This is a genomic window from Halobacteroides halobius DSM 5150, from assembly GCF_000328625.1.
Taxonomy (GTDB): Bacteria; Bacillota; Halanaerobiia; order Halobacteroidales; family Halobacteroidaceae; genus Halobacteroides; species Halobacteroides halobius.
The window spans coordinates 1,020,963-1,044,992 of record NC_019978.1 but is presented as its reverse complement, the minus strand read 5'-3'; the positions used below and the strand labels follow the sequence as shown (position 1 = coordinate 1,044,992).

The 24,030-nt window shown below is 34.8% G+C and carries 20 protein-coding genes; all 20 read right to left on the bottom strand.

The genetic code is table 11. The annotated features are described in order from the left end of the window. Positions 1–21: 21 nt before the first annotated feature. On the bottom strand, positions 22–1,743 hold the full coding sequence (ade, locus tag HALHA_RS05175) for an adenine deaminase (RefSeq protein ID WP_015326739.1): 1,722 nt from the start codon (positions 1,741–1,743) through the stop codon (positions 22–24). A gap of 77 nt (positions 1,744–1,820) precedes the next feature. Continuing rightward, entirely contained in the window at positions 1,821–2,903 is a 1,083-nt protein-coding gene (locus HALHA_RS05170) for a 4Fe-4S binding protein (RefSeq protein WP_015326738.1), read from the bottom strand. Positions 2,904–2,927: 24 nt separating this feature from the next. Then, positions 2,928–3,917 carry a xanthine dehydrogenase family protein molybdopterin-binding subunit gene (locus HALHA_RS13820; protein WP_015326737.1) on the bottom strand — a complete coding sequence of 330 codons (990 nt, stop codon included), beginning with the start codon at positions 3,915–3,917 and terminating at the stop codon, positions 2,928–2,930. Next, the gene (locus tag HALHA_RS13815; protein ID WP_015326736.1) at positions 3,914–5,227 is read right to left on the bottom strand and encodes a xanthine dehydrogenase family protein molybdopterin-binding subunit; all 1,314 of its coding nucleotides are present in this window, start codon (positions 5,225–5,227) and stop codon (positions 3,914–3,916) included. The genes HALHA_RS13820 and HALHA_RS13815 overlap by 4 nt, the downstream gene beginning before the upstream one ends. After that, positions 5,220–5,705 (bottom strand): (2Fe-2S)-binding protein, encoded by a 486-nt coding sequence (locus HALHA_RS05155; RefSeq protein WP_015326735.1) that lies wholly within the window; start codon positions 5,703–5,705, stop codon positions 5,220–5,222. The genes HALHA_RS13815 and HALHA_RS05155 overlap by 8 nt, the downstream gene beginning before the upstream one ends. A gap of 6 nt (positions 5,706–5,711) precedes the next feature. Continuing rightward, positions 5,712–6,623: an FAD binding domain-containing protein gene (locus HALHA_RS05150; RefSeq protein ID WP_015326734.1), complete on the bottom strand. Its 912-nt coding sequence runs from the start codon at positions 6,621–6,623 to the stop codon at positions 5,712–5,714. Continuing rightward, positions 6,565–7,896 (bottom strand): putative aminohydrolase SsnA, encoded by a 1,332-nt coding sequence (gene ssnA / locus HALHA_RS05145; protein ID WP_015326733.1) that lies wholly within the window; start codon positions 7,894–7,896, stop codon positions 6,565–6,567. Before ssnA ends, HALHA_RS05150 begins: the two co-directional genes overlap by 59 nt. 42 nt (positions 7,897–7,938) lie before the next feature. Continuing rightward, on the bottom strand, positions 7,939–9,297 hold the full coding sequence (locus tag HALHA_RS05140) for an 8-oxoguanine deaminase (protein WP_015326732.1): 1,359 nt from the start codon (positions 9,295–9,297) through the stop codon (positions 7,939–7,941). A gap of 31 nt (positions 9,298–9,328) precedes the next feature. After that, positions 9,329–9,790 (bottom strand): (2Fe-2S)-binding protein, encoded by a 462-nt coding sequence (locus tag HALHA_RS05135; protein WP_015326731.1) that lies wholly within the window; start codon positions 9,788–9,790, stop codon positions 9,329–9,331. Next, a complete protein-coding gene (locus tag HALHA_RS05130) occupies positions 9,783–10,661 on the bottom strand; it encodes an FAD binding domain-containing protein (protein ID WP_015326730.1) in 879 nt (292 codons plus the stop codon). Before HALHA_RS05130 ends, HALHA_RS05135 begins: the two co-directional genes overlap by 8 nt. After that, positions 10,661–12,955: a xanthine dehydrogenase family protein molybdopterin-binding subunit gene (locus HALHA_RS05125; protein ID WP_015326729.1), complete on the bottom strand. Its 2,295-nt coding sequence runs from the start codon at positions 12,953–12,955 to the stop codon at positions 10,661–10,663. The genes HALHA_RS05130 and HALHA_RS05125 overlap by 1 nt, the downstream gene beginning before the upstream one ends. Positions 12,956–12,983: 28 nt before the next feature. Then, positions 12,984–14,315, bottom strand: a complete 1,332-nt coding sequence (locus tag HALHA_RS05120; RefSeq protein ID WP_015326728.1) for a uracil-xanthine permease family protein — start codon at positions 14,313–14,315, stop codon at positions 12,984–12,986. 48 nt (positions 14,316–14,363) lie between these two features. Further along, positions 14,364–15,563 (bottom strand): YgeY family selenium metabolism-linked hydrolase, encoded by a 1,200-nt coding sequence (locus HALHA_RS05115; RefSeq protein WP_015326727.1) that lies wholly within the window; start codon positions 15,561–15,563, stop codon positions 14,364–14,366. 85 nt (positions 15,564–15,648) lie between these two features. Then, complete coding sequence (locus tag HALHA_RS05110) at positions 15,649–16,635, bottom strand: ornithine carbamoyltransferase (RefSeq protein ID WP_015326726.1); 987 nt, start codon at positions 16,633–16,635, stop codon at positions 15,649–15,651. A 67-nt stretch (positions 16,636–16,702) separates the two neighbouring features. Then, positions 16,703–17,932, bottom strand: coding sequence for a diaminopropionate ammonia-lyase (gene dpaL / locus HALHA_RS05105; protein ID WP_015326725.1), 1,230 nt, complete (start codon positions 17,930–17,932; stop codon positions 16,703–16,705). A gap of 34 nt (positions 17,933–17,966) precedes the next feature. Then, the gene (locus HALHA_RS05100; protein WP_015326724.1) at positions 17,967–18,353 is read right to left on the bottom strand and encodes a RidA family protein; all 387 of its coding nucleotides are present in this window, start codon (positions 18,351–18,353) and stop codon (positions 17,967–17,969) included. Positions 18,354–18,525: 172 nt separating this feature from the next. Then, complete coding sequence (malQ, locus tag HALHA_RS05095) at positions 18,526–20,049, bottom strand: 4-alpha-glucanotransferase (RefSeq protein ID WP_015326723.1); 1,524 nt, start codon at positions 20,047–20,049, stop codon at positions 18,526–18,528. Between the two features lie 170 nt (positions 20,050–20,219). After that, a complete protein-coding gene (locus HALHA_RS05090) occupies positions 20,220–21,329 on the bottom strand; it encodes a GerAB/ArcD/ProY family transporter (RefSeq protein WP_015326722.1) in 1,110 nt (369 codons plus the stop codon). Positions 21,330–21,452: 123 nt separating this feature from the next. Then, on the bottom strand, positions 21,453–22,784 hold the full coding sequence (locus HALHA_RS05085) for a GntP family permease (RefSeq protein WP_015326721.1): 1,332 nt from the start codon (positions 22,782–22,784) through the stop codon (positions 21,453–21,455). Further along, positions 22,784–23,932 (bottom strand): glycerate kinase, encoded by a 1,149-nt coding sequence (locus tag HALHA_RS05080; protein WP_015326720.1) that lies wholly within the window; start codon positions 23,930–23,932, stop codon positions 22,784–22,786. Before HALHA_RS05080 ends, HALHA_RS05085 begins: the two co-directional genes overlap by 1 nt. Positions 23,933–24,030 lie beyond the last annotated feature (98 nt).

The following is a 24,030-nucleotide window of genomic DNA, read 5'->3' as shown; positions in this document are numbered from 1 at the left end:
AAATTTATCACCTCCCTAAAATTACTCTACAACCAAAGGAACAAATTGAAATTCTTCTACAGAAAATAAACCCTTATCCGTGATCTTTAATTCAGGAATAACAGGAAGTGACATAAAGGATAGTGTCATAAATGGTTCTTGATAAGTAACTCCTAATGAATGTGCAACTTTCCTTAAGCTAGTTATTTTTTCTGCAACCTTAAGCAAAGGTTTATCTGACATTAAACCAGCAATAGGTAAGGCTAACTGTTCTACTACTTGCCCCTTATTAGTGATAACAATGCCTCCTTGGATCTTTTCTATCTCCTTTACTGCTAATAACATATCTTTAGCATCTAGTCCGGCTACAATGATATTATGAGAATCATGAGCAATAGAAGTAGCTATTGCTCCAGTTTGTAAACCTAAACCTTTTAGTAACCCCAAGGCAACATTCCCTGTCTTTTGATGTCGTTCTACTACTGCTAATTTAACTAAGTTCTTTTCAATTAGTTGCTTAGATGATATTTGTTGAGAAGTTAGCTTAACAGTAGATTGCTTAGTTATTATCTGATCTTTAATTAACTCCATTACCCGATACTTATTACTTACTGGTAAGATAAAATCTGATTTTTCTATTTTACCAATATTGATTGAATTATAAATCTTCTGTTTCTTAATTTCAGAAATCTGGTGTTCTTCTTTAGAATCCAAAATAAATTTGCCATCTTCAGCTACAAGTTTACCATCTTTAAAGACTTGTTTAACCTTTAACTCTTTTAGACCATCAATAACAACTAAATCAGCCTTATACCCAGGAGCTATAGCTCCTGTATTCTCTAAACCTAAAGCAGTAGCTGAATTTATAGTAGCAAACTTTATTGCTTGTAAAGGATTTAGACCATTCTTTATTGCTTTTTTTATTAGAAAATTAATATGGCCTTCTTTAACTAAATCTCTAGGATGGCGATCATCAGTAGCAAATAAAAAACGGTTACTATTTTGTTCATTTACTGCTGGTAGTAATCTTTTAAGATCTCGAGTTACTGACCCCTCTCTAATCATGATATACATTCCTTTACTGATCTTCTCAATAGCTTCTTGAGAAGTTGTACACTCATGGTCAGCTTTAATGCCTCCTAGTAAATAAGCATTTAAATCCTTAGCTGTCAATCCAGGAGCATGACCATCTATAAAATAATCCTTAAATAAATTTAACTTTTCCCAAAGACTCTTTTCCCCATTGATTACACCAGTAAAATTCATAACTTCACCAAGCCCAAAGACTCCATTGGCTGTAATTAATTCCTCTAAATCTTCACTTTTTAGAATAGCACCTGAAGTATCAAATTTAGTTGCAGGAACACAGGAGGGCAACAATAAATTAAAATTCCAAGGAAGAGAAAGGCCTGCTTCTAATAAATACCTAATACCTTCTAACCCCATAACATTTGCTATCTCATGTGGATCAGCTACAACTGTAGTAGTCCCCAATGAAATCACTTGCTGAGCAAAATCCCTTACTTTAGTCATAGCACTTTCAAGGTGTAAATGCCCGTCAATAAAACCAGGTGCAAGTACTTTACCCTGTAAATCTATTTCTTCTTGGCCTTTATAAGACCCAATTCCAATAATTACACCATTAGCTATAGCTACATCTAGCTTTTTTATTTGTTCATTAAAAACATCTACTGCTTTACCATTCTTCAATACTAAATCAGCCTTTTTCTTCCCCCGAGCTTTATTTAATAAATCTAAATTCAAATATACCCCTCCTCTATACCTCTGTTTTTAGCAACTACCTTGTTAAATTAATGAATAAATTAAGATTTAATATTATTCTATAAACTAAGAGCCGCAAAATTACATCTGGTTACACAAAGTCCACAACCTTCACATTTCTTCTCATCAATAACTGCTTTATTCTCTTCATTTAACTTAATAGCATTATAAACACAACTAGTTACACATAAACCACACCCCGTACAAGACTCGTAATTTACATCTGGTGCAATAGTCTCAAAATTAGCAGTCTCTGATCGTTCTTTATGGGCCAAGCCTCTAATCTGATCTAAACTACTATATCCTAACTTAGACATTAAATCCTCCATTTCTTTTACAACTTCACCATATACTTTAGGCCCATCAACAATAGCTGCCGTACAAATTTGTACCGCTTGTGCTCCAGCCATAATCATCTTTAGTGCATCTGCACCAGTCGAAACTCCTCCCACACCAATAACTGGAATATCAACTGCCTCAACCGCTTCAAAAACACATCTTAGCGCTAGAGGAAAGATAGCATCTCCTGATAACCAACCATAACCATTATCACTACCCATTACAGGCTTTCCAGTTTTAAGATCAATATCAAGAGTAGGTCCAAAGGAATTTATTAATACAATCCCATCTGCACCAGCCTCTTCTGCAGCTTTAGCAAATACAGGTATATCAACTTGAGGACTTACTTTAACTATCACTGGAATGTCAGTTGCTTCTTTAGCTGCTTTAATACTATTAACTACTGGTGAAGTATCATCACCCAGATAATGAGTTGATAATTCTAAAGCATCAGCATAAGGTTCTACCTTTTGGGCCAACTCTTTTATCTCTTCTGCTGAATAGCCCAATCCTACAATGACTGGCAAACCAGTTTCTTTTACCTTAGGATATTCTTCTTCTAACCATTGTTCCGGAGATAATTCCGACCATAATTCAGTATTTATAAATCCGCTCTTAACCTCTGCCATATTAGGTCTTGGTACTTGAGCAGCTTTAACAGATATAGTCTTTGTTACGATGGCACCAGCGCCTCCTTCTTTAGCTTTATGGGCTGCTTTACCATCTTTAATAGGTGGCCCTGCGGCTGGCATAACCGGATTTGCAAAGTCAATTCCAAAAAGATCTAAACTTAAGTTTGTCATATAAATCTCCTCCTAAGATTTATTTTATCCTCTTTTCTTTAAAGCCTTCTTTACTCTATCAGGGGTTATAGGCAGTTGATAAAATCTAATTCCTATAGCATCATATATAGCATTAGCAATTGCTGGCGCTGCACCAATAGTAGTTGGTTCTCCAATACCCTTAGCACCAAACGGCCCATCTGAATCTTCATCTTCAACCAATCGAGATTTAAAATTAGGACTATCCATAGCAGTAGGTATTACATATCCACTTAAATCAGGATTAAAAGTTATTCCCTCCTTTATTACTTGTTCTTCCATAAGAGCCATCCCTACACCCTGAACAGTTCCTCCTTCTATCTGACCTTCTGCTCCTTTAGGATTAATAGCTTTACCTAAATCAATAGCTGTATTTACATTTAAAACTTCAACTTCTCCTGTAGTGGTATCTACTTCTACCTCAATCTCTTGGGTCATGAATGTATATGCTACATATACTTTTTTAGCTTGGCCAGTAGCTGGATCTGGTTCATAAGTTTTAGGAAAGTAAGAGGCCTCTGCTTTAAGTTCTTCTCCCTTATCTTTTACTTTATTAGCTAAATCCCAATAACTAATTTTATTATTAGGCTTATCATGTCTAAAGATATAACCATTTTCTACCCCCATTTCAGGGTGATTACTCCTAAATTCTAAGCTAGCATGATGATATATCTTACTTAATAATTCTTCTGCTGCTTCTTTTACAGCATTACCGGTAAAAAAGGTCTGTCTAGTAGCAGAAGTAGAACCTGCATTCTTTGTTAAATGGGTATCCCCCTGGCTAACTTTGATTATATCAGGACTAACTTTTAAAACTTCTGCTGTAATCTGCGCAACTACCGTTAAAACCCCTTGGCCCACATCAGCTGCTGCTGTTTTAACAAGAATAGTTCCGCCAGCTTCGATTTCAACTGAAGCAATAGAATGGTCGGGAAATCCTTCTCCATACCCAAAGCCAAACATTATAGTTGAAATTCCTTTACCGTATTTTTTCACCGATCATCCCCCCTTTTCGACATATCCTTTACTTCTTGAATTGTTCTTTTTACATTTACACTTTTGGTTAGAACCTGACCATTAGGGGTTGTTGACCCTAGCTGATAAGTGTTTTGGAGACGGAATTCAAAGGGATCCATACCTAGTTTTTCTGCTATAATATCTATCTGAGAATCATAAGCAAATCCCATTTGAGTAGCACCAAATCCTCTCATTGCACCTGTATAAGTGTTATTTGTGTAAACAGCATAAGAAACTCCCTTGACATTTTCTACATTATATGGCCCTGTACAATGATATAAACTTTTATGAACTACTGCTGGACTACTTGAAGCATATGCACCTACATCACCTATAACTTCTGTCTGCCAAGCTGTTAGATAACCTTCATTAGTTACTCCAGTTTTATGTCTAATAGTCATTGGATGTCGTTTAGATTGAGAAATCATTGATTCTTCTCTAGTATAACTGAACTTAACTGGTTGTTTTACTTCCATAGCTGCTAAAGCAAGGTGGATATGAACCGAAATATCTTCTTTTTTTCCAAAGGCACCACCTATAGTTGGCTGAATGATCCTTACTTTTTCTTTAGGAAGACCTATAGACTGAGCAATATCTGCTTGTGTATCATGTAACCACTGGGTAGCAGCCCAGATTTTAATTAATCCAGTTTCTTCATCATACAATCCTACTCCAGCTTCTACCTGTAAGGGAACCTGATCTATATGTTGTGTCTTATATTCATTTTCTACTATTAAATCAGCTTGAGAGAATCCTTCTTCTACATCTCCCTTTTTTAGATAATGATCACATAATATATTATTAGAAGAAATATTGTTATCTAAATATTCAGAAATTAGTTCGCTTTCAGCTTCATGAATTGCTGGCACATCTTCTTCCATAGCTTCTAATGGATCAGTTATAATTTCTAATTCTTCAACTTCAACTTCTATCAACTCAAGAGCTTTAGTAGCTATTTCTTCAGTTTTAGCAATCACTATAGCCAAAACATCCCCCATGAATCGCATCTTATCACCAATATCAATTAGGACAGGCTGATCTTTTATAATTAAGCCAAAATTATTTAAATCAGGATAATCCTTAGCAGTAATTATCTTAACTACCCCAGCTAGTTGCTCTGCCTGACTAACATCAAGTTTGCGTAAATAAGCATGAGGTCGTGTAGCCCTCTTGACTTTCACATATAACATATCTTCAAAGTTTATATCACGGGTGTATGGGGCCTGACCAGTTACTTTATCCTTTGCATCAACCTTTTTTATATTCTTCCCGACCACCTTTTTACTCATGTTCTCCCCCCTTTTTACTATTTAATTTTTCTGCTGATATTTTAACAGCATCTATTATCTTTTGATAACCCGTGCAACGACAGATATTACCTGAAATTCCTCTTCTTATTTCCTTTTCATTAGGGTGGGGATTTTTATCTAGTAATTTTTTACTAGCTAGAACCATACCTGGAATGCAAAAACCACATTGAATAGCACCAGCTTCAATATAAGATTCTTGAATAGGATGTAGATCCCCCTCAACATTTAACCCTTCTATAGTCAAGATCTCTGCACCATCTGCTTGTGGCGCCAAAATAAGACATGAGTTTACCAATTCATTATTCATTATCACAGAACAGGCACCACATTCACCTTTTCCACACCCCTCTTTGGCACCAGTTAAGCCTAAATCATCCCTTAACAGATCAAGCAAACGAGTAGTTGGGGTAGTTTCTACCTTCCTTCTATCACCATTTACTGTTAGTGTGATTTTCAAGTTATTTCACCTCCAGTTTGAATTTAATTCCTTTAGAGCACTTATCATAATATCTCTTCCAGTATCTCTACGATATTCTTCAGTTCCTCTTATATCATCAATCGGTGAAATATTATCTGCTATTATTTGGCCCAACTTTTGGTAATCTATTTGTTCTATACTTTTATCTTGTAGTTTACTCTTGAATTCTTTAATCTCTATTGGAGTAGGAGCTACTGCCCCCATACAAGCTCTAGCATCACTAATTAGATTATCCTGATTAAACTCAATAACTAAAGCTAGGGTTATACTTGAGATGGCTAAAGCTTTCCTTTTGCCTACTTTTTTCCAAACACTAAATGTAGTTTCTTTAGGCTTAGGAATTATAATTTTGGTTAATAATTGTTCTGGAGTAATAACTGCCTTTTTAGGACCTGTAAAAAAATCTTTAGCTAATACCCTCTCTTTTCCCTTAATAGAAACCAATTCAAACTCTGCCTTATAGGCTAACAACGCTGGTAATAAATCACCCGCTGGAGAAGCAGTAACAACATTACCTCCAATTGTGCCTCGATTTCTAATTTGAGGAGAACCAACATCTGCTGCAGCCTGACTTAATATAGGTAAATACTCTTTTAAACTAGCTGATTTTTCAATTTCTGTGTGAGTTACCATAGCTCCAATCTCAATATGATCTTCTTTAACATTTATTTTTGATAATTTCTCAATATTTTTTAGATCTAAGATACCATCTAAATCATATAATCTCTCATTATAATCAACTAGTAGATCAGTTCCACCAGCCACTATAACCACTTGGTCTCCATATTCTTCTAATAGATTAATTGCTCCTTCTATACCTTCAGGCGCAAAATATCCTTTAAAATCTTCTCCAGAAATCTTTTGCTTGCTCTTGGCTTTTTCGACATATCTGCTCATAATCTACACATTTCACCTCCCGATTTTCCATAAGGACTTTTCCACCAATAATCGTAGTATCTACCATACTACCTTGTAACCCCATTAGCAGATGAAAAAAGGAGTTATCTTTAGTAATAGGTGTCGGAGGAGTATAATCTACTACAATGATATCAGCAGCAGCCCCTTGCTTTAATTGCCCTAAATCCGGAGCAAAGAAGTTATTAGCAATGAGATTGTTATTTACTAGAGCCATTTTTCTTGCTTCATTAGTACCAGCCCGAGGATCACCTTGTTTGTGTGACTGTAAAAGATTAGCTACTTTAGTACTTGTAAACATATCTGTTGTATAACCATCCGTACCCAACCCTACTGTAAGGCTAGAATCAAAAGCTGATTTAACTGGAGCTACACCAACTGCATTTCCCATATTTGACTGGGGGTTGTGAATTAAATAACATTTTTTATCGGCTAATTTTTCTAGTTCATCTCTACTTAAATAAACCCCATGGATAGCTAATGTTTGAGGCCGCCAGATATTATATCTATCTAATCTATCAATAACTCCTTTATAACCTCTTTGTCTACTATTTTTTACATCAGCCCATCCTTCAGCTGTATGAAGATGAAAAGGAACTTTTAATTCATCGGCTAAATTTGCTGCTTGCTCTAAAGTTTTATCTTCTAAAGTAAATGAAGCATGTAAACCAATAGTCCCTCCTAAATAATTATTCTCTTTACCCTTTAGAGAATTTATAAATCTTTTATTTTCATTTAAAGCTGCCATTGCTTTTTGAAAACCATGCCTATCAGAAACCTCATATGATAAATTAGCTCTTATCCCAGCTTCCTTTACTGCTTTAGCTATTATATCTAAGCTACCATCAATAAAACCAAAACTAGCATGATGATCAAAAATGGTCGTAGTTCCTCGTTTTATACTATCAATAATGGCATATAAAGCACTATAATATATATCATCCTTATTTAATTTGGCATCTAATCTCCACCATAGTTTTTTCAGTATTTCAGTAAAGTTCTTAGGAGAATTATCTGTCTTAAGATCCATCCCCCGAGCAAAAGTACTATATAGATGCATGTAAGTATTAATCAATCCAGGCATTATCAATTTTCCTGATACATCTCTAAAATCAGCCTTAGCATATTCTTCCTTTAATTTATTTGTTTTTCCAACCTTAATAATTTCTTCTCCGTCCACTACCACTCCACCATCACGAATAATCATAGCATCTTCAGTCATAGTAACGACTGTTCCATGGCCTAAAATAAACATATAAATCTCTCCCTGTCTTTAATGAAGAATTTTTTGACTAAATTACTGGTTAATCATTTCTTGAGAAACTTTATTAGCCTTATTAATAATTTCACTTTCATCTACAGCAACTAATTCTCCATTACGAACGACAATCTCTCCATTTACTATTGTCATATCTACTATTTGAGTATCTCCTGTGTTAACTAGAGCAGAAACTGGATCAGATAATCCTCCGGCAAACCCAAGTCTGTTTTTATTTACCATAAACATATCTGCTGCTTTCCCTTCTTCAATACTACCTATCTGAGATTGATTTAGGATATTACGCCCTCCGTTAGTAGCCATAGCTAAAACATCCTCAGCAGTTATACTAGAAATACCTGATACTAAACGGTGTAACAAAAAAGCAGCCTTCATTTCTAATATCATATTAGAAGAATCATTACTTGCACTACCATCAACCGCTAATCCAACTGGAACTCCTTCTTCTAACATATAGGGAACCTTTGCTGCTCCTGATGCTAATTTTTGATTTGATACTGGACAATGAGCTACACCAGTTTTAGTCTCGGCCATCCGCTTTAATTCTTCTTTAGTTAAGTGAATACCATGAGCATACCAAACATCATCACCAATCCAGTTTACTTTTTTCATATATTCAAGAGGACGCATTCCAAATGTTTCTTGGCAAAATTCTTCTTCATCTTTTGTTTCAGCAAGATGGGTATGGCTTTGCACTCCATATCTACGGGCCAATTTAATCGATTCCTTCATCAAATTTTCTGTTACCGAAAAAGGAGAGCATGGAGCAAGTATCACTCGTTGCATAGAGAATGGATCATTATCGTGGTATTTTTCAATTACTCGTTGTGAATCTTGTAAAATTTCCTCCTCTGTCTGTACAACTTCATCAGGAGGAAGGCCCCCATCCTTTTCGCTTAAAGACATACTGCCTCGGGAGCCATGAAATCTAATACCTATTTTATGTGCCGCTCTAAATTGCTGATCAATCAAATTATCTGGTTGGTTATGGGGAAAGACGTAAAACTGATCAACAGCTGTAGTGCAGCCAGTCTTTAGTAATTCTCCACAAGCAACTAAAGTACTATAATAAACTGCCCTAGGGGTTAGATTGGCCCAAATAGGATAAAGATACTTTAACCAATCAAATAATTCTATATTTTGAGCTGCTGCTATATTTCTAGTTAAAGTTTGATAAAAATGATGATGAGTATTAATTAAGCCTGGATAAAGAAAATAATCTGTCCCATCAATTACCTCTTCTGCATCTTGCTTTATCTCCTGATCTATTTTACTAATTTTATTTTCCTCAATTAATATATCATACCCCTGCAATCTATTACGTTTTTGGTCCATAGTTATAATTTCTTTAACATTTTTTATCAAAATGGAAGACATCTCTTTTCCTCCTTACCAAAATATATAGTTTCTATTTGGTTACACTTTCAATAGCTCCAATTATCTGTTCATACCCCGTACAACGACAGAGATTTCCATCAATTGCTGTTTTAATCTCTTCTCTACTAGGATTAGAATTTTTATTTAATAATGCCTTAGCAGACATTAACATACCAGGAGTACAAAAACCACACTGTACTGCTTGATGGTCAATAAAAGCTTGTTGTAAAGGATCCAGTTTCCCACCTATCTCCAAACCTTCAACTGTTAATATCTCACCACCATCTATTTGAGCAGTAAGAATCATACATGAATGGACTGCTTCTCCATCAAGAATTACTGTGCAAGCCCCACATTCACCAACATCGCATCCTTCTTTAACCCCTGTTAAATTCAATTGTTCTCGTAAAGTATCTAATAAGCGTTCATCTGGAGCTACCTCTAAATTTTCTTTCTTATGATTTACTATAAGAGTCACTTCAATTTTATTCATTATGATTTACCTCCTTAATTATCTCCCGTAGGGCGCGTTGTACTAAGGTAGCAATAGCTGGTTTTTTATATGGGGTAGACCATCTTTCTCCTGTAATAGAAACCATTTCTTGATGGGCCAATCTACCAATCTCTTCTAGATTAATATCAGCAATCTTTTCCCCATCAATAGCTGCTTCTAATTTTTCAAATCTTTGTGGAGAAGGGGTAGCTGCACCTGGCACTAGCCTTGTATCTGCAAAAAATTGATTAGCATCCACTTTAGTTACTAAAGCTAGGTTTAATCTAGCAATAGCTAGTGCCTTTCTTCTCCCTATTTTTTGAAAATTACCATATAATTGCTGATTATCTAAAGGAATCTTAAGCTCAGTTAGTATTTCATTAGACTTAATATCCGTTCTATAAGGACCAGTAACTAAATTACTTAAAGGTAAAACCCTTCTTTTGGTTTGGGACTCTAAAACAGCCTTAGCATCTAAAGCTATTAAAGGAGGTAGTAAATCAGCTGCCGGAGAAGCATTAATAATATTTCCTCCGACAGTAGCCCGGTTTCTAATTTGGGTTGAGCCTATTGTACTAGCTGCTTTTGCTAATAAAGGATACTCTTTTTGAATAATTGGATTCTTCATTATATTAGCATGAGTCACAAGCGGGCCAAGCTTAATATATTCTTCCTCTTTCTTTATCTTATCTAATCCCTTAAGATTAGAAATATCTAACACATAATCCAGATTTGAATTATCAAAATCCTGATTATGCATATTAACCAGAACATCTGTACCACCAGCAATTATTTCTACGTTATCATACTCTTTTAAATAATCTAAAGCTTGGTCTAATTCCTTGGTGGTTAAAAACTCATACTTTAACATTATTTATTACCTCCTTTACTCAAAGAGCGACCAATCAAGACTCGTTCTAAATTGAGTGGTAAATCCCTGATTCTTTTACCTGTCGCTTGAGCAACAGCATTACTAATTGCAGCACTACCTAATTCTAAAGTTGGTTCCCCAATAGACTTTGCTCCGTATGGCCCATCAGGATCAGGATTTTCTACAATAATTGGTGTGATATCAGGAATATCTTTAGCGGTTGGAATTAAATATTCATCAAAATTAGTGGTCTTAATATAACCATTCTCAGTCTCTAAATCTTCCATAATACAATGGCCCATAGCCATTACAACACCACCATAAATTTGGCCCCTTACATTAGCTGGATTTATTGCCTTACCTACATCATGAGCTGCTGTCATATTTAAAACATCAACTTGACCTGTTCCAGTATCAACCTCAACTTCTGCTATCTGACAACCATACACATAAGTAAAATATGGACTTCCCTGACCTGTTTCTTCATCCCAACTAATATCTGGACTTTGATACCAACCATAAGCAGATAAAAAGACTCCAGAGCCATAAGCTTGACTAATAATCTCTTTGAAAGAAGCTATTTTTTCTCCAGCAGTAGTATATAGATAATCATCTTGTAAAATAATATTTTCTTCTGCTAAATCATACTCTTTAGCAGTAAATTCTTTAATTATCCCCTTTAGTTTTACAGCAGCATCTTTAACTGCATTACCACCTACTAAGGTACTTCGAGAGGCAACTGTAGAACCACTTTCAGGAGCTACAGAAGTATCAACTTCCATATAATTGATACTATCTAAACTAACACCTAACTCTTCAGCTACCATCTGAGAGAAGACCGTCTTTAAACCCTGACCATTTTCTGCTAAAGCACCATGAATAATCAAGCTTCCATCCTTTTGAATAGATACTATTGCACCAGCAGCATCAACCCCTTCAGCTCCTAAACTAACACCTCGAAAACTAATTGACATCCCAATGCCTCGCTTCTTATCACAAGGTTGATCATTACTATATTTATTATATTTTTCTTGATAATCAATAGCTTCCATAGCCTCAGACATTACTTGCTTTAAACTTACTTCATGTTTATTTAGCTTCTGGCCACTAGCAGTTACTGAACCATTACGATACATATTCTTTTTTCGCAACTCATCTGGCTTTATATCTAATTCTTGGGCCAACTCATCCATTAATGATTCTTGAGCAAAAATAGTTGGAGGTGAACCATAACCACGCATAGCTCCTGTATAAACATTATTAGTATAAAAACCATAAGTATCAGTTTTTACATTAGGAATTTCATAAGGACCAGTAGCTTGAACTACAGAACGCCAAGTAACAAATGGTGTTTGGCAAGCATAAGCTCCACTATCAGCTACTGCTTCAATCTCCATAGCTAACAATTCACCATCTTCACTGGCTCCTACTTTATACTGTAAAGAATAAGGGTGTCTTTTATAACTTTCTAACATAGATTCCTCTCGACTATTAACCATTTTTATTGGGCGCTCAGTTTCTAAAGCTAAAACTGCAGCTCTAGCTGCCATTGAGGACATATTTTCATCTTTTCCTCCAAAAGCTCCTCCCATATTATTTTGATTCACCCGAACATTACTTAAATCAGTCTGTAATACTGAAGCAACAGCATCACGAGTAGCATACGGGTTTTGGATAGAACCATAAATGCTAACTAGACAATTTCTTTCATACGGTACTACTACTATAGATTCAGGTTCTATATAACTATGTTCAATAAACTGAGTTGTATATTCCCGTTCTAAGATAACATCTGCTTTAGCAAATCCTTCTTTTACATCCCCTTTCCGTAGAGGATGATGTACAACCTGATTATTATCTAAGTCAGCATGAATTGACTTAGCATCTGCTTTTCTAGCTACTAAAGGATCATATACTCCTTCTAATTCCTTATACTCTACTTCAATTAACTCAAGTGCTCTTTTAGCAATTTTTTTGCTCTCTGCAGCCACAAGAGCAACTCCATCACCAATATACATAGTTTTTTCTTTAGCTAATACTTGTTGGTTCTCTATAATTACCCCAAATTCATTATTAGGAATATTATCTGCTGTCAATACTGCTTTAACGCCTGGTAGTTCTCTAGCCTGTTTTACATCAATATCCAAAATTTCTGCATGAGGGTAGTCAGACATAAGCACCTTAGCATATAACATATTATGAAAGTAATGATCAGCTCCAAATTTGGCCCTGCCCGTTACTTTCTCATAAGCATCTACCCGCTTAGCAGATTTATTAACTTTATCATATCCCATTCTTCCACCTCCATAATTTAATCTATTATTAATTAGTATTATTCTTAGGTAGAATCAAATTAAGCATAAAGGCAAATAAGGCTCCGACTGCTACTCCCGATGATGCTAAAGCTGATAACCATTGAGGAAGTTGGGCTACAACCTCAGGCTTCATAGTAACTCCTAGTCCAAAACTTAACGCAATAGCTAAAATAAATAACTTACGATCTGTCAAACCATCTTTAACAGCAATCTTCATTCCAGATGTAGCAACCATGCCAAATAAAGCAACTGTAGCTCCCCCTAATACAGAAGCAGGCATTACAGAAATAATGGCTCCAAATTTAGGTAATAAACCAAGTAACACAAGAAATCCAGCTACAGCAACCCCAACCACTCTACTACCTACCTTTGTAATCTGAATCACACCAGTATTTTGACTAAAAGTACTATTGGGTAATGAGTTAAATATAGCAGCAAGAGCACTACCACAAGCATCAGCCAATAACCCACCACTCAAACGTTTGGCATGAAGTTCACCTTCTATAGGTTCACCAGATATATTAGCAATAGCAGTTAAATCACCAACCGTCTCAATACTAGTTACTAAATAGGCCAAAACAAATGGCAATAAATGGTTCCAGTCAAATGCTATTCCGTATTTTAGAGGAATAGGAATAGTAAACCAACCAGCTTCTGCTATAGGGCCAAAGTTAATTAATCCTAAAAAGATAGAAACTATATAACCAGCCGTTATTCCAATAGCAATCGCTCCTGCTTTAATTACCCCTGTACCAAAGCGATTACAAAGAATGATTATTATCAATACAAAGAAGCCTAACATTAAATTTTGAGGACTACCAAAATTTTGAACTCCTTGCCCCCCAGCAAAATCAGTGATTCCTACTTCCATAAGGCTAAGGCCGATCATCATCACTACTGTTCCTGAGACTACAGGTGGAAAATATTTTTTAACTTGTTTGATAAACCTACTTACAATCATTTCTACTGTAGAGCCAACCAAAGACATACCCAAAATCAAAGGTAACCCCCCTGCACTACCTGCAGCAATAGCCATTGGTACAAAAGTAAAACTAGTTCCTTGTACTCCTAACAACCCTGAACCAATTGGCCCTAATTTTGTACATTGTAAATAAGTGGTGATCCCTGATACTATTAAAGTCATACTTACAATAAAACTAGTTTCTATTGCATTAAAACCAACCACACCACAAACAATTAACGGTGGCGTAATAATCCCTACAAACATTGCTAACATATGCTGAAAACCAAGTAGTACCGTCTCCCAAAACGGTGGTTTATTATTCAAGTTATAAACTTCCTCTGACTTGTTAACCTGTCCCTCTAAATTAAACTCCATACTTTAACACCACCCATTTCTTAAGGATTAATTACTAACAACTTCAACTTAAATAGAATCTGGATAGAGAGCATAAAACTTAGCTGCTTTAAGTAAGTGATCTACTGGAACTTGATCATTTACTGTATGAGCATAGATCTCATTTGCAGGGCCAAAACCAATACATGGAATTCCACACCGCCCCATAATAGAAACTCCATTCGTACTAAAGGTCCATTTATCTACTGTTGGTTCTTCGTCAAATAAATCTCTATAAGCACTAACTGCTCCTTGAATATAATCATGATCTTCTTCTAATACCCAAGTAGGATAATACTTTTCAGTTTCATATACTAAACCAGTATAACTGGGGGTATCATAATTTAAAATCTCTACCTTAGCATCCACCCCAACTTCCTCTATTACCTCTTCTACCTGTTGTAGAGCTAATTCCTTATCCTCACCAGCAGTCAAGCGACGGTCAAGATGGATAGTAGATTTATTAGGTACAGCACATAAACTAGGAGTATCATTATAGATATGAGTTACAGTTATAGTCCCTTTCCCTAAGAAATCATCTTTCTTTAATATTTTATTTAATCTTTCAATTCCTGATATAATTGGTGCAATTTTATAAAGTGAGTTTTCCCCTCGATGAGGTGCACTACCATGACAAGAAACTCCCTCAGTTGTTACTTCCATTTCCATTCTACCTCTATGACCACGATAAATATTTAAATTCGTTGGCTCAGTTACAACAACCATTTCGGGTTCTAAATCATCCTCATTAATAATATATTGCCAACACAAACCATCACAGTCCTCTTCTTGAATACTTCCGACAAAATATAGACTAAATTCTTGGTGTAAATTAAGATCCTTAATTACTTTTCCAGCATAGAGCATACTAACCATAGCAGCTTCCTGGTCAGTAGCACCTCGACCATAAATTATTCCATCTTCAAACTTACCTGCAAAAGGATCCCAATCCCATTCATCTGGATTTCCTACACCTACAGTGTCAATATGAGCATCATAAGCAATTACTCGATCACCACTACCTACCCTACCAAGAATATTACCCATTGGATCAATTCTAATCTCATCAAAACCTAATTGTTCCATTTCTTCTTTAATGCGCTGAACTACTTCTCTTTCTTGACAACTCTCACTAGGAATTCTAATCATATCTCTCATAAAATTAATCATATCATCTTGATAATTATCTAATCTCTCTTTGATCTGCTTAATCATTTCTGCTCTTTCCATCAGCTATTACCTCCTTTTTAATAACTTAATCTAATAACTTAATTTAGGATTGATTAACTATAACCAATCCTAAATAATATAATTTTTAACCTTTTCCGCCCATAGTTACAGTCATAACTGCCTTAGCAGTATGCAATCTATTTTCAGCTTCATCATAGACAATAGAATGGGGTCCATCTATTACAGAATCTTCCACTTCGTTCCCTCTATCTGCAGGTAAAGCATGCATATAGCTTACATCATCTTTTGCTAACTCCATCATCTCTTCACTACACTTCCAATCTTTATTGGCTTCTAATAATTCTTCTCCACCATCTGGGTGGTTAACCCAACTACCCCAATTTTTAGGAATAACGATATCAGCATTTTGATATGCTTCTTCCATATTATTAGTAACCTTAAAGGAACCACCATGTTTTTTAGCATTTTCTTCAGCCTGCTTAAGTACCCAATCAGGTAACTCAAAGCCTTCGGGATGGGCCACAGTTACATTCATAGAATAACGCGGGAATAATAAAGCCTGTGTTACTGGAACAGAAATAGGCTTCTTATGACTAGTAGCATAGGCCCAAATAATAGATACATTAAGCTCTTTAGTCTCTTCCTTTTTCTCTTGGATAGTCATTAAATCAGCTAAGCCCTGCATTGGATGATATAAGTTACACTGTAAATTCATAATAGGTACTGGAGCATGCTCAGCTAAACTTCTTAAATATTCATTACCATTTCCTTCTCCCCAAAAACAATTACGACAAGCAATTGCATGGCCAAAACTACCTAAAATAACACCTGTATCCTTAGCTACTTCACCATGATTAACCTGCATAGTACTAGTATCTAAGAAATTAGCATGCCCCCCTAATTGAGCCAACCCAGCTTCCATAGAGTTTCTAGTTCTAGTTGATTCTTCAAAGAACATTAACATAGCAGTCTTGTTTTGCAAATATGGAGTATCTATCCCCATCGCAAACTTACGCTTTAAATCAAATGAAACATCTAATAGTGTATCAACCTCTTCTTTACTCCAATCTTGTAAAGAAATAAAATCCTTTCCTCTAAGTACTGTCTGCATCTTTTATCTCCTCCTTGAAAAATATTTGAATTAAGTTAACATAACAGACAAAAGTAATACATGTTTATCATAAATTAAGTGCTAATGAACCCTTGCCTCCCCAGATTATCCGTTGATAATTAATAGGATCTGTAGCTCCTTCAGTATTAAATAACAAAACAACTGAATCTTCGTTTAAATCTAGTTCCTCTCGTACTTCATTTAACTTAGAATCATTCATTAATAATGTAAGCAAACCTAATCCAACGGCTCCAGATTCTCCAGCAATAACCCTTGGATCATTCCCCAATGGATTGGCTAACATACGCATGCCAGTAGCAGCAACACTATCATCACATTTAACGTTCATCTTACTGAAATCCCTTAAAATCTGCCAAGCTATAGGATTAGGCTCTCCACAAGCTAAACCTGCCATATCAGTCTTTAAATCACTATCCACATTATGTGCTAAACCATCACCAACAAAAGCTGATTTAAAAATACAAGCTGCATCATTAGGCTCAACGATAGTTGTTATAGGAGGTTTTCCATCATAATAATTAGCATAATAACCAAGAACTGAACCTGCCATTGAACCAACACCAGCCTGTAAGAAAAGATGGGTTGGTTTATCAATACCATCTAATTCCATTTGGAGTAATGCTTCATCTGCCATTGTAGTATAACCTTGCATAATCCAACTTGGGATTTCTTCATAGCCTTCCCATGCTGTATCCTGTACAATCAACCAATCTTCTATTTCAGCCTTATTGATTGCATAACTTACTGTCTTATCATAATTTGCATCAGTAACAACTGCCTTGGCCCCAGTTTCTCTAATGGCTTCAACTCTTCTCTTAGCTGAACCTTTAGGTAAATAAACAATAGCTTGATAACCAAGTTGACTAGCAGCCCAAGCCACCCCTCTACCATGATTTCCATCAGTAGCAGTAACAAAAGTTACATCACCAATCTCTTCTTTAACTTCCTTAGATTTTAAATAATTAAAATCAATTTCATCAAGTTCTACTCCTAATTTTTTACAAAGTAACTTAGCAATTGCATAGGCTCCGCCTAATACTTTAAAAGCATCCAATCCAAACCGATATGCCTCATCTTTAATATAAATTTTCTTTACATTTAACTTAGCAGCTAAGTTATCTAAACTTACTAAAGGAGTAGCTTTATAATCAGCAAAAGTAGAATGAAACCTCTTCACCTGTTTTACCTGCTCTTGATCTAAAAAGTCAGGTGTTAGACCTCCTAAACCATCATTTGAGAGAAACTGCAATTTAACTGGCTCCTCTATGTTTAACATATTACTCCCTCCTTCCTTTAAATAATTAGCTTAATTAATCCTCATAGGAAGCTATAGCCTCAATCTCTATCTTAACATCTTTAGGTAAACGAGATACTTCTACACAACTACGAGCAGGATAAGGCTTTTTTAAATAATCTTTATAAACTTGATTAACTTTAGAAAAATCATCCATGTCACTAATAAATATGGTACATTTAATCAACTGATCAACTCCAGAACCTACCTCTGTCAAAATATTCTCAATATTCTTTAGTGACTGTTTAGTCTGTTCTTGAATATCATCACTAATTAACTCTCCATCTTTAGTAAATGGTATTTGACCACTAGTTATTACAAAACCATTGTATTTAATGGCTTGAGAATAAGGGCCAACTGCGGCTGGACTCTCATCAGTAGTGATAACAGCTTTTTCCTCCATCTTATTCCTCCTAACTTTCCATTATTTTTATTACATTTATTTACTTCTCTTACATTATTATTATATTAATAAACTTAAAAAAATTCAAGTTTAATTAAATTTTTTTAAGTTTTATTCCATTAATTGAAAGATCAGACCTCTAACAAGACCACAAAATAAAAAAAGCACCCTTTTAAGAGTGCTTTAACCCATTTCGATGCTTAGTGGTCATTTTAGATAATTCTTCCTGTAGATTCTCAGTTAACATATCCTCTCTGTATCGCCATCTCCAATTTCCTGAAGAGGTCCCTGGAATATTCATTCGCGCTTCACTATCTAAACATAAAATATCCTGTAATGGGGCAATAGCAAAAACAGCCACAGACCCCCATGCTAATTCTAATAAGTCCCAGACTATATTATCATGACGATCTTCTTTAGCTAAATGTTTATCTAAGTACTTAAGCATATCTTTTTTATCTTTCTCAATAGCATCATCTTGGTACCAACCTAGAGTAGTATTATTATCATGGGTTCCTGTATAAACAACACAATTTTCAGAATATTCATGAGGTGTATAATCATTTTCTTCTTTACTATCAAAGGCAAATTGGAGGATTTTCATTCCTGGAAAGCCAAAATAATCTCTTAATTCCTCTACATCTTCAGTTATAACCCCTAAATCCTCTACAATAATTGGTAATTCACCTAATTCATCTTTAATAGTTTTGAACAATTCCTTTCCCGGGCCATCCTTCCATTGCCCATTAATCGCAGTTGTAGCATCAGCAGGTACAGCCCAATACTGAGAAAAACCTCTAAAATGATCAAATCTAATTATGTCAACTAATTCAAGTTGAGATTTTACTCTATTAATCCACCAACTATAATTATTCTTCTCTAATTTATCCCAATCATACAATGGATTTCCCCATAATTGCCCATTTTCATTAAAGTAATCTGGTGGCACTCCAGCAACCTTAGTAGGTTCCTTTTGCTCATTAAATAAAAATAAATGAGGATTAGCCCAAGCATCTGCACTATCAAACGCTACAAAAATTGGAATATCACCAATTATCTGAATATTATTCTGATTGGCATACTCTTTAACATCAGCCCATTGTTTAAAGAAAATATACTGCATGAATTTATGAAAATCCATTTTTTCCTTTAACTTTGCTTTATACTTATCAATTGCAGTAGATTTCCTAAACTTAATATCATCATCCCATTTAGTCCAGGGGCTACCATCAAAGTAATCTTTTAGAGCCATAAATAAAGCATAGTTCTCTAACCATTCAATATTATCTTGACAAAAAGCAATAAATTCATCTTCTTCCTTGGATGGAGCTACTTCTCTAAAGCGTTTAAAAGCCTTATTAAAAAGAGGATACTTAAAGTTAATCACCTTTCCATACTCAACTTCATCATCAGCAAATTCTTGCTCAACATGCAAATCTTCTTTTAATAAATATCCTGCTTCTCTTAATTTTTCTAGATCAATTAAGATTGGATTGCCTGCAAAAGCGGAAAAACACTGGTAAGGAGAATCACCAAAACCGGTTGGCCCTAATGGGCATATCTGCCATAACTTCTGCCCAGATTCATTTAAAAAATCAATAAAATCATAAGCTGCTTGCCCTAATGCCCCTATACCATACTTACTAGGTAAAGAAGTTGGATGTAAGAATATACCACTACTTCTTTCAAACCTCATTAACATCCCTCCTATAAATTGAGAAATAGTTTTACAGTCTTTATCTATGGTAACGTTTGCAAGATAAAGATCATACAATTATATGATACCACTATTAACAATTTATGTAAAGTGCCAATGGGTTTTAATCTCTTCTAAGACTTCAAATTTTAAATATTTATTAAGAAACTTTATTTTTTAAATAATTCTGATTTTTTCAACCACGTTACAACTAATAATATAGTAGGAATAATCATCTGAAATAAAACATGCATATACTCCATAAATCGTTCTATTCTCGGGCCAAAACTATTGATCCATCTATGAAATGGAAATCCAGTAAACGGAGCATAAGAAAATATTAGTAATAATAAACCATATAAAATAGAAATAAAAACTTTATTATCAAATTTAAATCCAGTAGCAACTATTGCTACACTACCATAGAAAAAAGGTACCATCTTATAGAAACCTAATAATAATATTATCAAAACAATTATCACATCTATATTAGCTAACCACTTTATTTGAATCATCTGGCTTACTAGCATATTCGGCACATATGCTCTAATAGCTAAATTAACTCCTAATACAGCTAAAATTATAATTACTGCAAAAGTAATTATTAATCCAGCTATTGTCATACCCCAAAATGAAATCTTAAAAATACTTTTTTTATCATTCACATACTTCCAGAACATTAAAAAAAGAACTAAATCCCCAAAAGGAAATATTATTAGTTCTGGTATTGTAACCTCAATTATAGGCTGGATTCCGTTACTAAGTACTGGTTGCAACCTCTTAAAGTCAACTGCTCCTGAACTAAAAACAAGTATATAGACAATTACTATAGCGAATATAATAAATGGTGTGATTAATTCAGATACTCGGGCTATAACCTCAACCCCTGAAAATATAAGATAAGTAAAATTAAATATAAGTAAGAAACTTATTACAGACTTTGCAACCCCTTGTATAAGATATACCTGAATAAACTCAGTATACATGCTTAAATTTAATAAAGATATGTAAAAAAAGTAAGCTGAATATAAAAGTATTAAACTATAGCCTAACCACTTTCCTGTTATTTTAATAATTATTTGGGCTAAATTATCTTCTGGATAATAATTCTGTAACTTAACATAGATCCATAATAATATATAACTTGAAAACATTGCTAATAATAAAGCAATCCAGGCATCTTGTTTTGCTAACTGAACTCCTAAAGCATATAAACCTGTATTTCCAATTACAAATATTAATACTAGAAAGAATAAAGCTTGGCCCCCAATTACTTGCATTCCACAATCACCTACTATTATCTTTTTACCTATCCATTAAAGTATTATCTCATAAAAATTAACTTTTATTATATCTTTAAATAAATAAAGCAGCCTAAGATTTTCCTTAGGCTGCTTACTTGATCAAATAAATACTAGCGATAAAATAAATACTGTAATAATTGTTGTTACTCCTTGCACTAAAGTAGCCATTGAATGAGTCTTATAAGCAGTAGAAGTATCCATACCTGAAAATTGACTAACTACCCAAAAATAACTATCGTTAGCGTGAGACATAGTCATAGCACCAGCCCCTATGGACATAACAACTAATGCTTTAGCTGCCTCAGTAGTTAAACCTAAATCTCCTAATAGAGGACTTACTAATGATGCAGTAGTAATTAAAGCTACTGTAGAAGAACCTTGAGCTGTCTTTAATGCAGCAGCAATAATAAATGGTAAGAAGATACCAAGATTATACTGGGATAAAATAGATCCTAAATAATCACCAATTGGAGTAGCACCTAAAATAGCACCAAAAGCTCCTCCAGCACCAGTAATCATAATAATTGTAGCTGCATTCTTTAATCCTTCACCTACCCAACCATTAATGTATTCTTCACTCCATTTAGGAATAAGTCTAAAACCAAGAAAAATACCTAAAATTAAAGCTACAATTGGATTTCCAAAGAAATCAAAAAAGGTCTTAACTCCTCCTGTACCAAAAGGATGACTAGGAAAATCAGCCACTGATTTTAAAGCAATTAAGATAATCGGAACTACAATAGGAGCAAAAGCTTCACTTGGACTAGGAAGATTTGTGGTATCATTCTCTTCTATTTCAATATCTGGTTCTATATCATAATTGGAGGCAAATCTTGTAGCCCATAAATAACCAGCGGTAATAGCTGGAATAGCAGTAACCACTCCAAACATAATAACCATTCCTAAATCTGCACCAACCGTTCCTGCGGCTGCAATTGGCCCAGGAGTTGGAGGAACTAAAGTGTGCGTTGCATACAATCCAGAAGATAAAGCAACTGCCATCACTGCCATGGATTTATTCGTTTTCTTAGCTAATGACTTATTTAAGGATGATAAAATTACAAAACCACTATCACAAAACACAGGAATAGAGACAATAGCTCCCGTAACAGCCATTGCTAAAGCAGACCTAGCCCGCCCTACCAAGTTCAATACTGTATTAGCCATAGTTAGCGTTCCACGAGACTTTTCTAATAAAGTACCAATGATTGTTCCAGCAATAATTACAATTCCAATAAAACCTAAAGTTCCACCAAATCCATCAGATATTGTTTCAATAACCTGTAGTGGTGCCATACCTGATGATAATCCTACTCCAAAAGCAGTCAATAATAAGACAAGAAAAGCATGCATTCTAAATTTAGCAGTCATCAAAACTATAAAACCTATAGCAGCCAATAAAATCACAAGTAAGATTGGCCCTTGCACCATCATAACTCCCCCCTTATATCTAAACTTTTTACCAATCGTCCAATATTCTCACCTGTCTTCGCCAATAAAATTGGGGCCCTTTTCATAGCAGTCTCTAATTTCATTGGTCTATCAATTATAGAAAATAAAGCATCAATCCCTGCTTGATAGATTTCATCTGAATTAGAATCTAAACTTCCTGCTATACCTATTACAGGAATAGAATATTTTTTAGCTACTTTAGCCACTCCAATAGGGGTTTTTCCGTATATCGTCTGAGAATCAATCATCCCCTCACCAGTTATAACAAAATCTACATCCTTTACCTTTTTACTAAATGCAATGGTGTCTAATACAATATCTATTCCCGATTTCAAATTAGCATTTAAGAATGCTAATAATCCAGCACCCAATCCTCCAGCAGCACCAGCTCCGGGTATATCATTAATCTCTATTCCTAGATCTAATTTAATTACTTGAGCAACCTTTTGTAAACCTTGGTCTAATTTTTCTATCATTTCAGGAGTTGCCCCTTTTTGTGCTCCATAAACATAAGCAGCTCCTTCTTTACCATATAACGGATTATCTACATCACAAGCTACCTGGATAGTAGTCTCTTTAATTCTAGGGTCCCTATTAGCAAGATCAATTTTTTCTATATTCTCTAACTCTTCTCCTCCAAAACCTACTTCTTTTCCTTTGGCATTAAGAAATTTTACCCCTAAAGCCTGGGCCATACCTACTCCACAATCATTAGTAGCACTACCTCCAATACCAATGATTAAATTTCTGCAGCCTTTGTCTAAAGCATATTTAATCAATTCTCCAGTCCCATAAGTTGTTGTTTTAGTAGGGTCTCTCTTTTCTTTAGGTACTAGAGGTAATCCTGAAGCAGCTGCCATCTCAATTACTGCTGTATTTTGATCCCCTAAAATACCTAAATAGGCTTCCACTTTATCTCCTAACGGGCCAACTACCTCTTTAGTCATAATCTGACCATTTGTAGCATCAACTAAAGATCTAACAGTCCCTTCTCCGCCATCTGCCATAGGAACTTTTTCAATCTCAAATTCTGTGCTAGCTTTTTTGAGCCCTTTTTCTAAACTTTTAGCTACCTCAATAGCAGTTAAACTTCCTTTAAATGCATCCGGAGCTATTAATACCTTCAACTCTTATATCACCTCCATTTTTCTTTTTTAGTTTAATCTTCCATTATAATATTATTATCTTTCAATTGACAATATAACCATTTTATGATAAATTATTG

Coding starts and splice junctions, on each gene's coding strand:
- HALHA_RS05130 (WP_015326730.1), bottom strand. CDS start 10,661: ATGTTAAAGTATGAGTTTTTAACCACCAAGGAATTAGACCAAGCTTTA.
- HALHA_RS05150 (WP_015326734.1), bottom strand. CDS start 6,623: ATGAGCAGATATGTCGAAAAAGCCAAGAGCAAGCAAAAGATTTCTGGA.
- HALHA_RS05085 (WP_015326721.1), bottom strand. CDS start 22,784: ATGGTGCAAGGGCCAATCTTACTTGTGATTTTATTGGCTGCTATAGGT.
- HALHA_RS13815 (WP_015326736.1), bottom strand. CDS start 5,227: ATGAGTAAAAAGGTGGTCGGGAAGAATATAAAAAAGGTTGATGCAAAG.
- HALHA_RS05140 (WP_015326732.1), bottom strand. CDS start 9,297: ATGTCTTCCATTTTGATAAAAAATGTTAAAGAAATTATAACTATGGAC.
- HALHA_RS05100 (WP_015326724.1), bottom strand. CDS start 18,353: ATGGAGGAAAAAGCTGTTATCACTACTGATGAGAGTCCAGCCGCAGTT.
- HALHA_RS05110 (WP_015326726.1), bottom strand. CDS start 16,635: ATGCAGACAGTACTTAGAGGAAAGGATTTTATTTCTTTACAAGATTGG.
- HALHA_RS05090 (WP_015326722.1), bottom strand. CDS start 21,329: ATGCAAGTAATTGGGGGCCAAGCTTTATTCTTTCTAGTATTAATATTT.
- HALHA_RS05135 (WP_015326731.1), bottom strand. CDS start 9,790: ATGAATAAAATTGAAGTGACTCTTATAGTAAATCATAAGAAAGAAAAT.
- HALHA_RS05125 (WP_015326729.1), bottom strand. CDS start 12,955: ATGGGATATGATAAAGTTAATAAATCTGCTAAGCGGGTAGATGCTTAT.
- dpaL (WP_015326725.1), bottom strand. CDS start 17,932: ATGTTAAACATAGAGGAGCCAGTTAAATTGCAGTTTCTCTCAAATGAT.
- HALHA_RS05170 (WP_015326738.1), bottom strand. CDS start 2,903: ATGACAAACTTAAGTTTAGATCTTTTTGGAATTGACTTTGCAAATCCG.
- HALHA_RS05120 (WP_015326728.1), bottom strand. CDS start 14,315: ATGGAGTTTAATTTAGAGGGACAGGTTAACAAGTCAGAGGAAGTTTAT.
- ssnA (WP_015326733.1), bottom strand. CDS start 7,896: ATGTTTATTTTAGGCCATGGAACAGTCGTTACTATGACTGAAGATGCT.
- malQ (WP_015326723.1), bottom strand. CDS start 20,049: ATGAGGTTTGAAAGAAGTAGTGGTATATTCTTACATCCAACTTCTTTA.
- HALHA_RS05115 (WP_015326727.1), bottom strand. CDS start 15,563: ATGGAAAGAGCAGAAATGATTAAGCAGATCAAAGAGAGATTAGATAAT.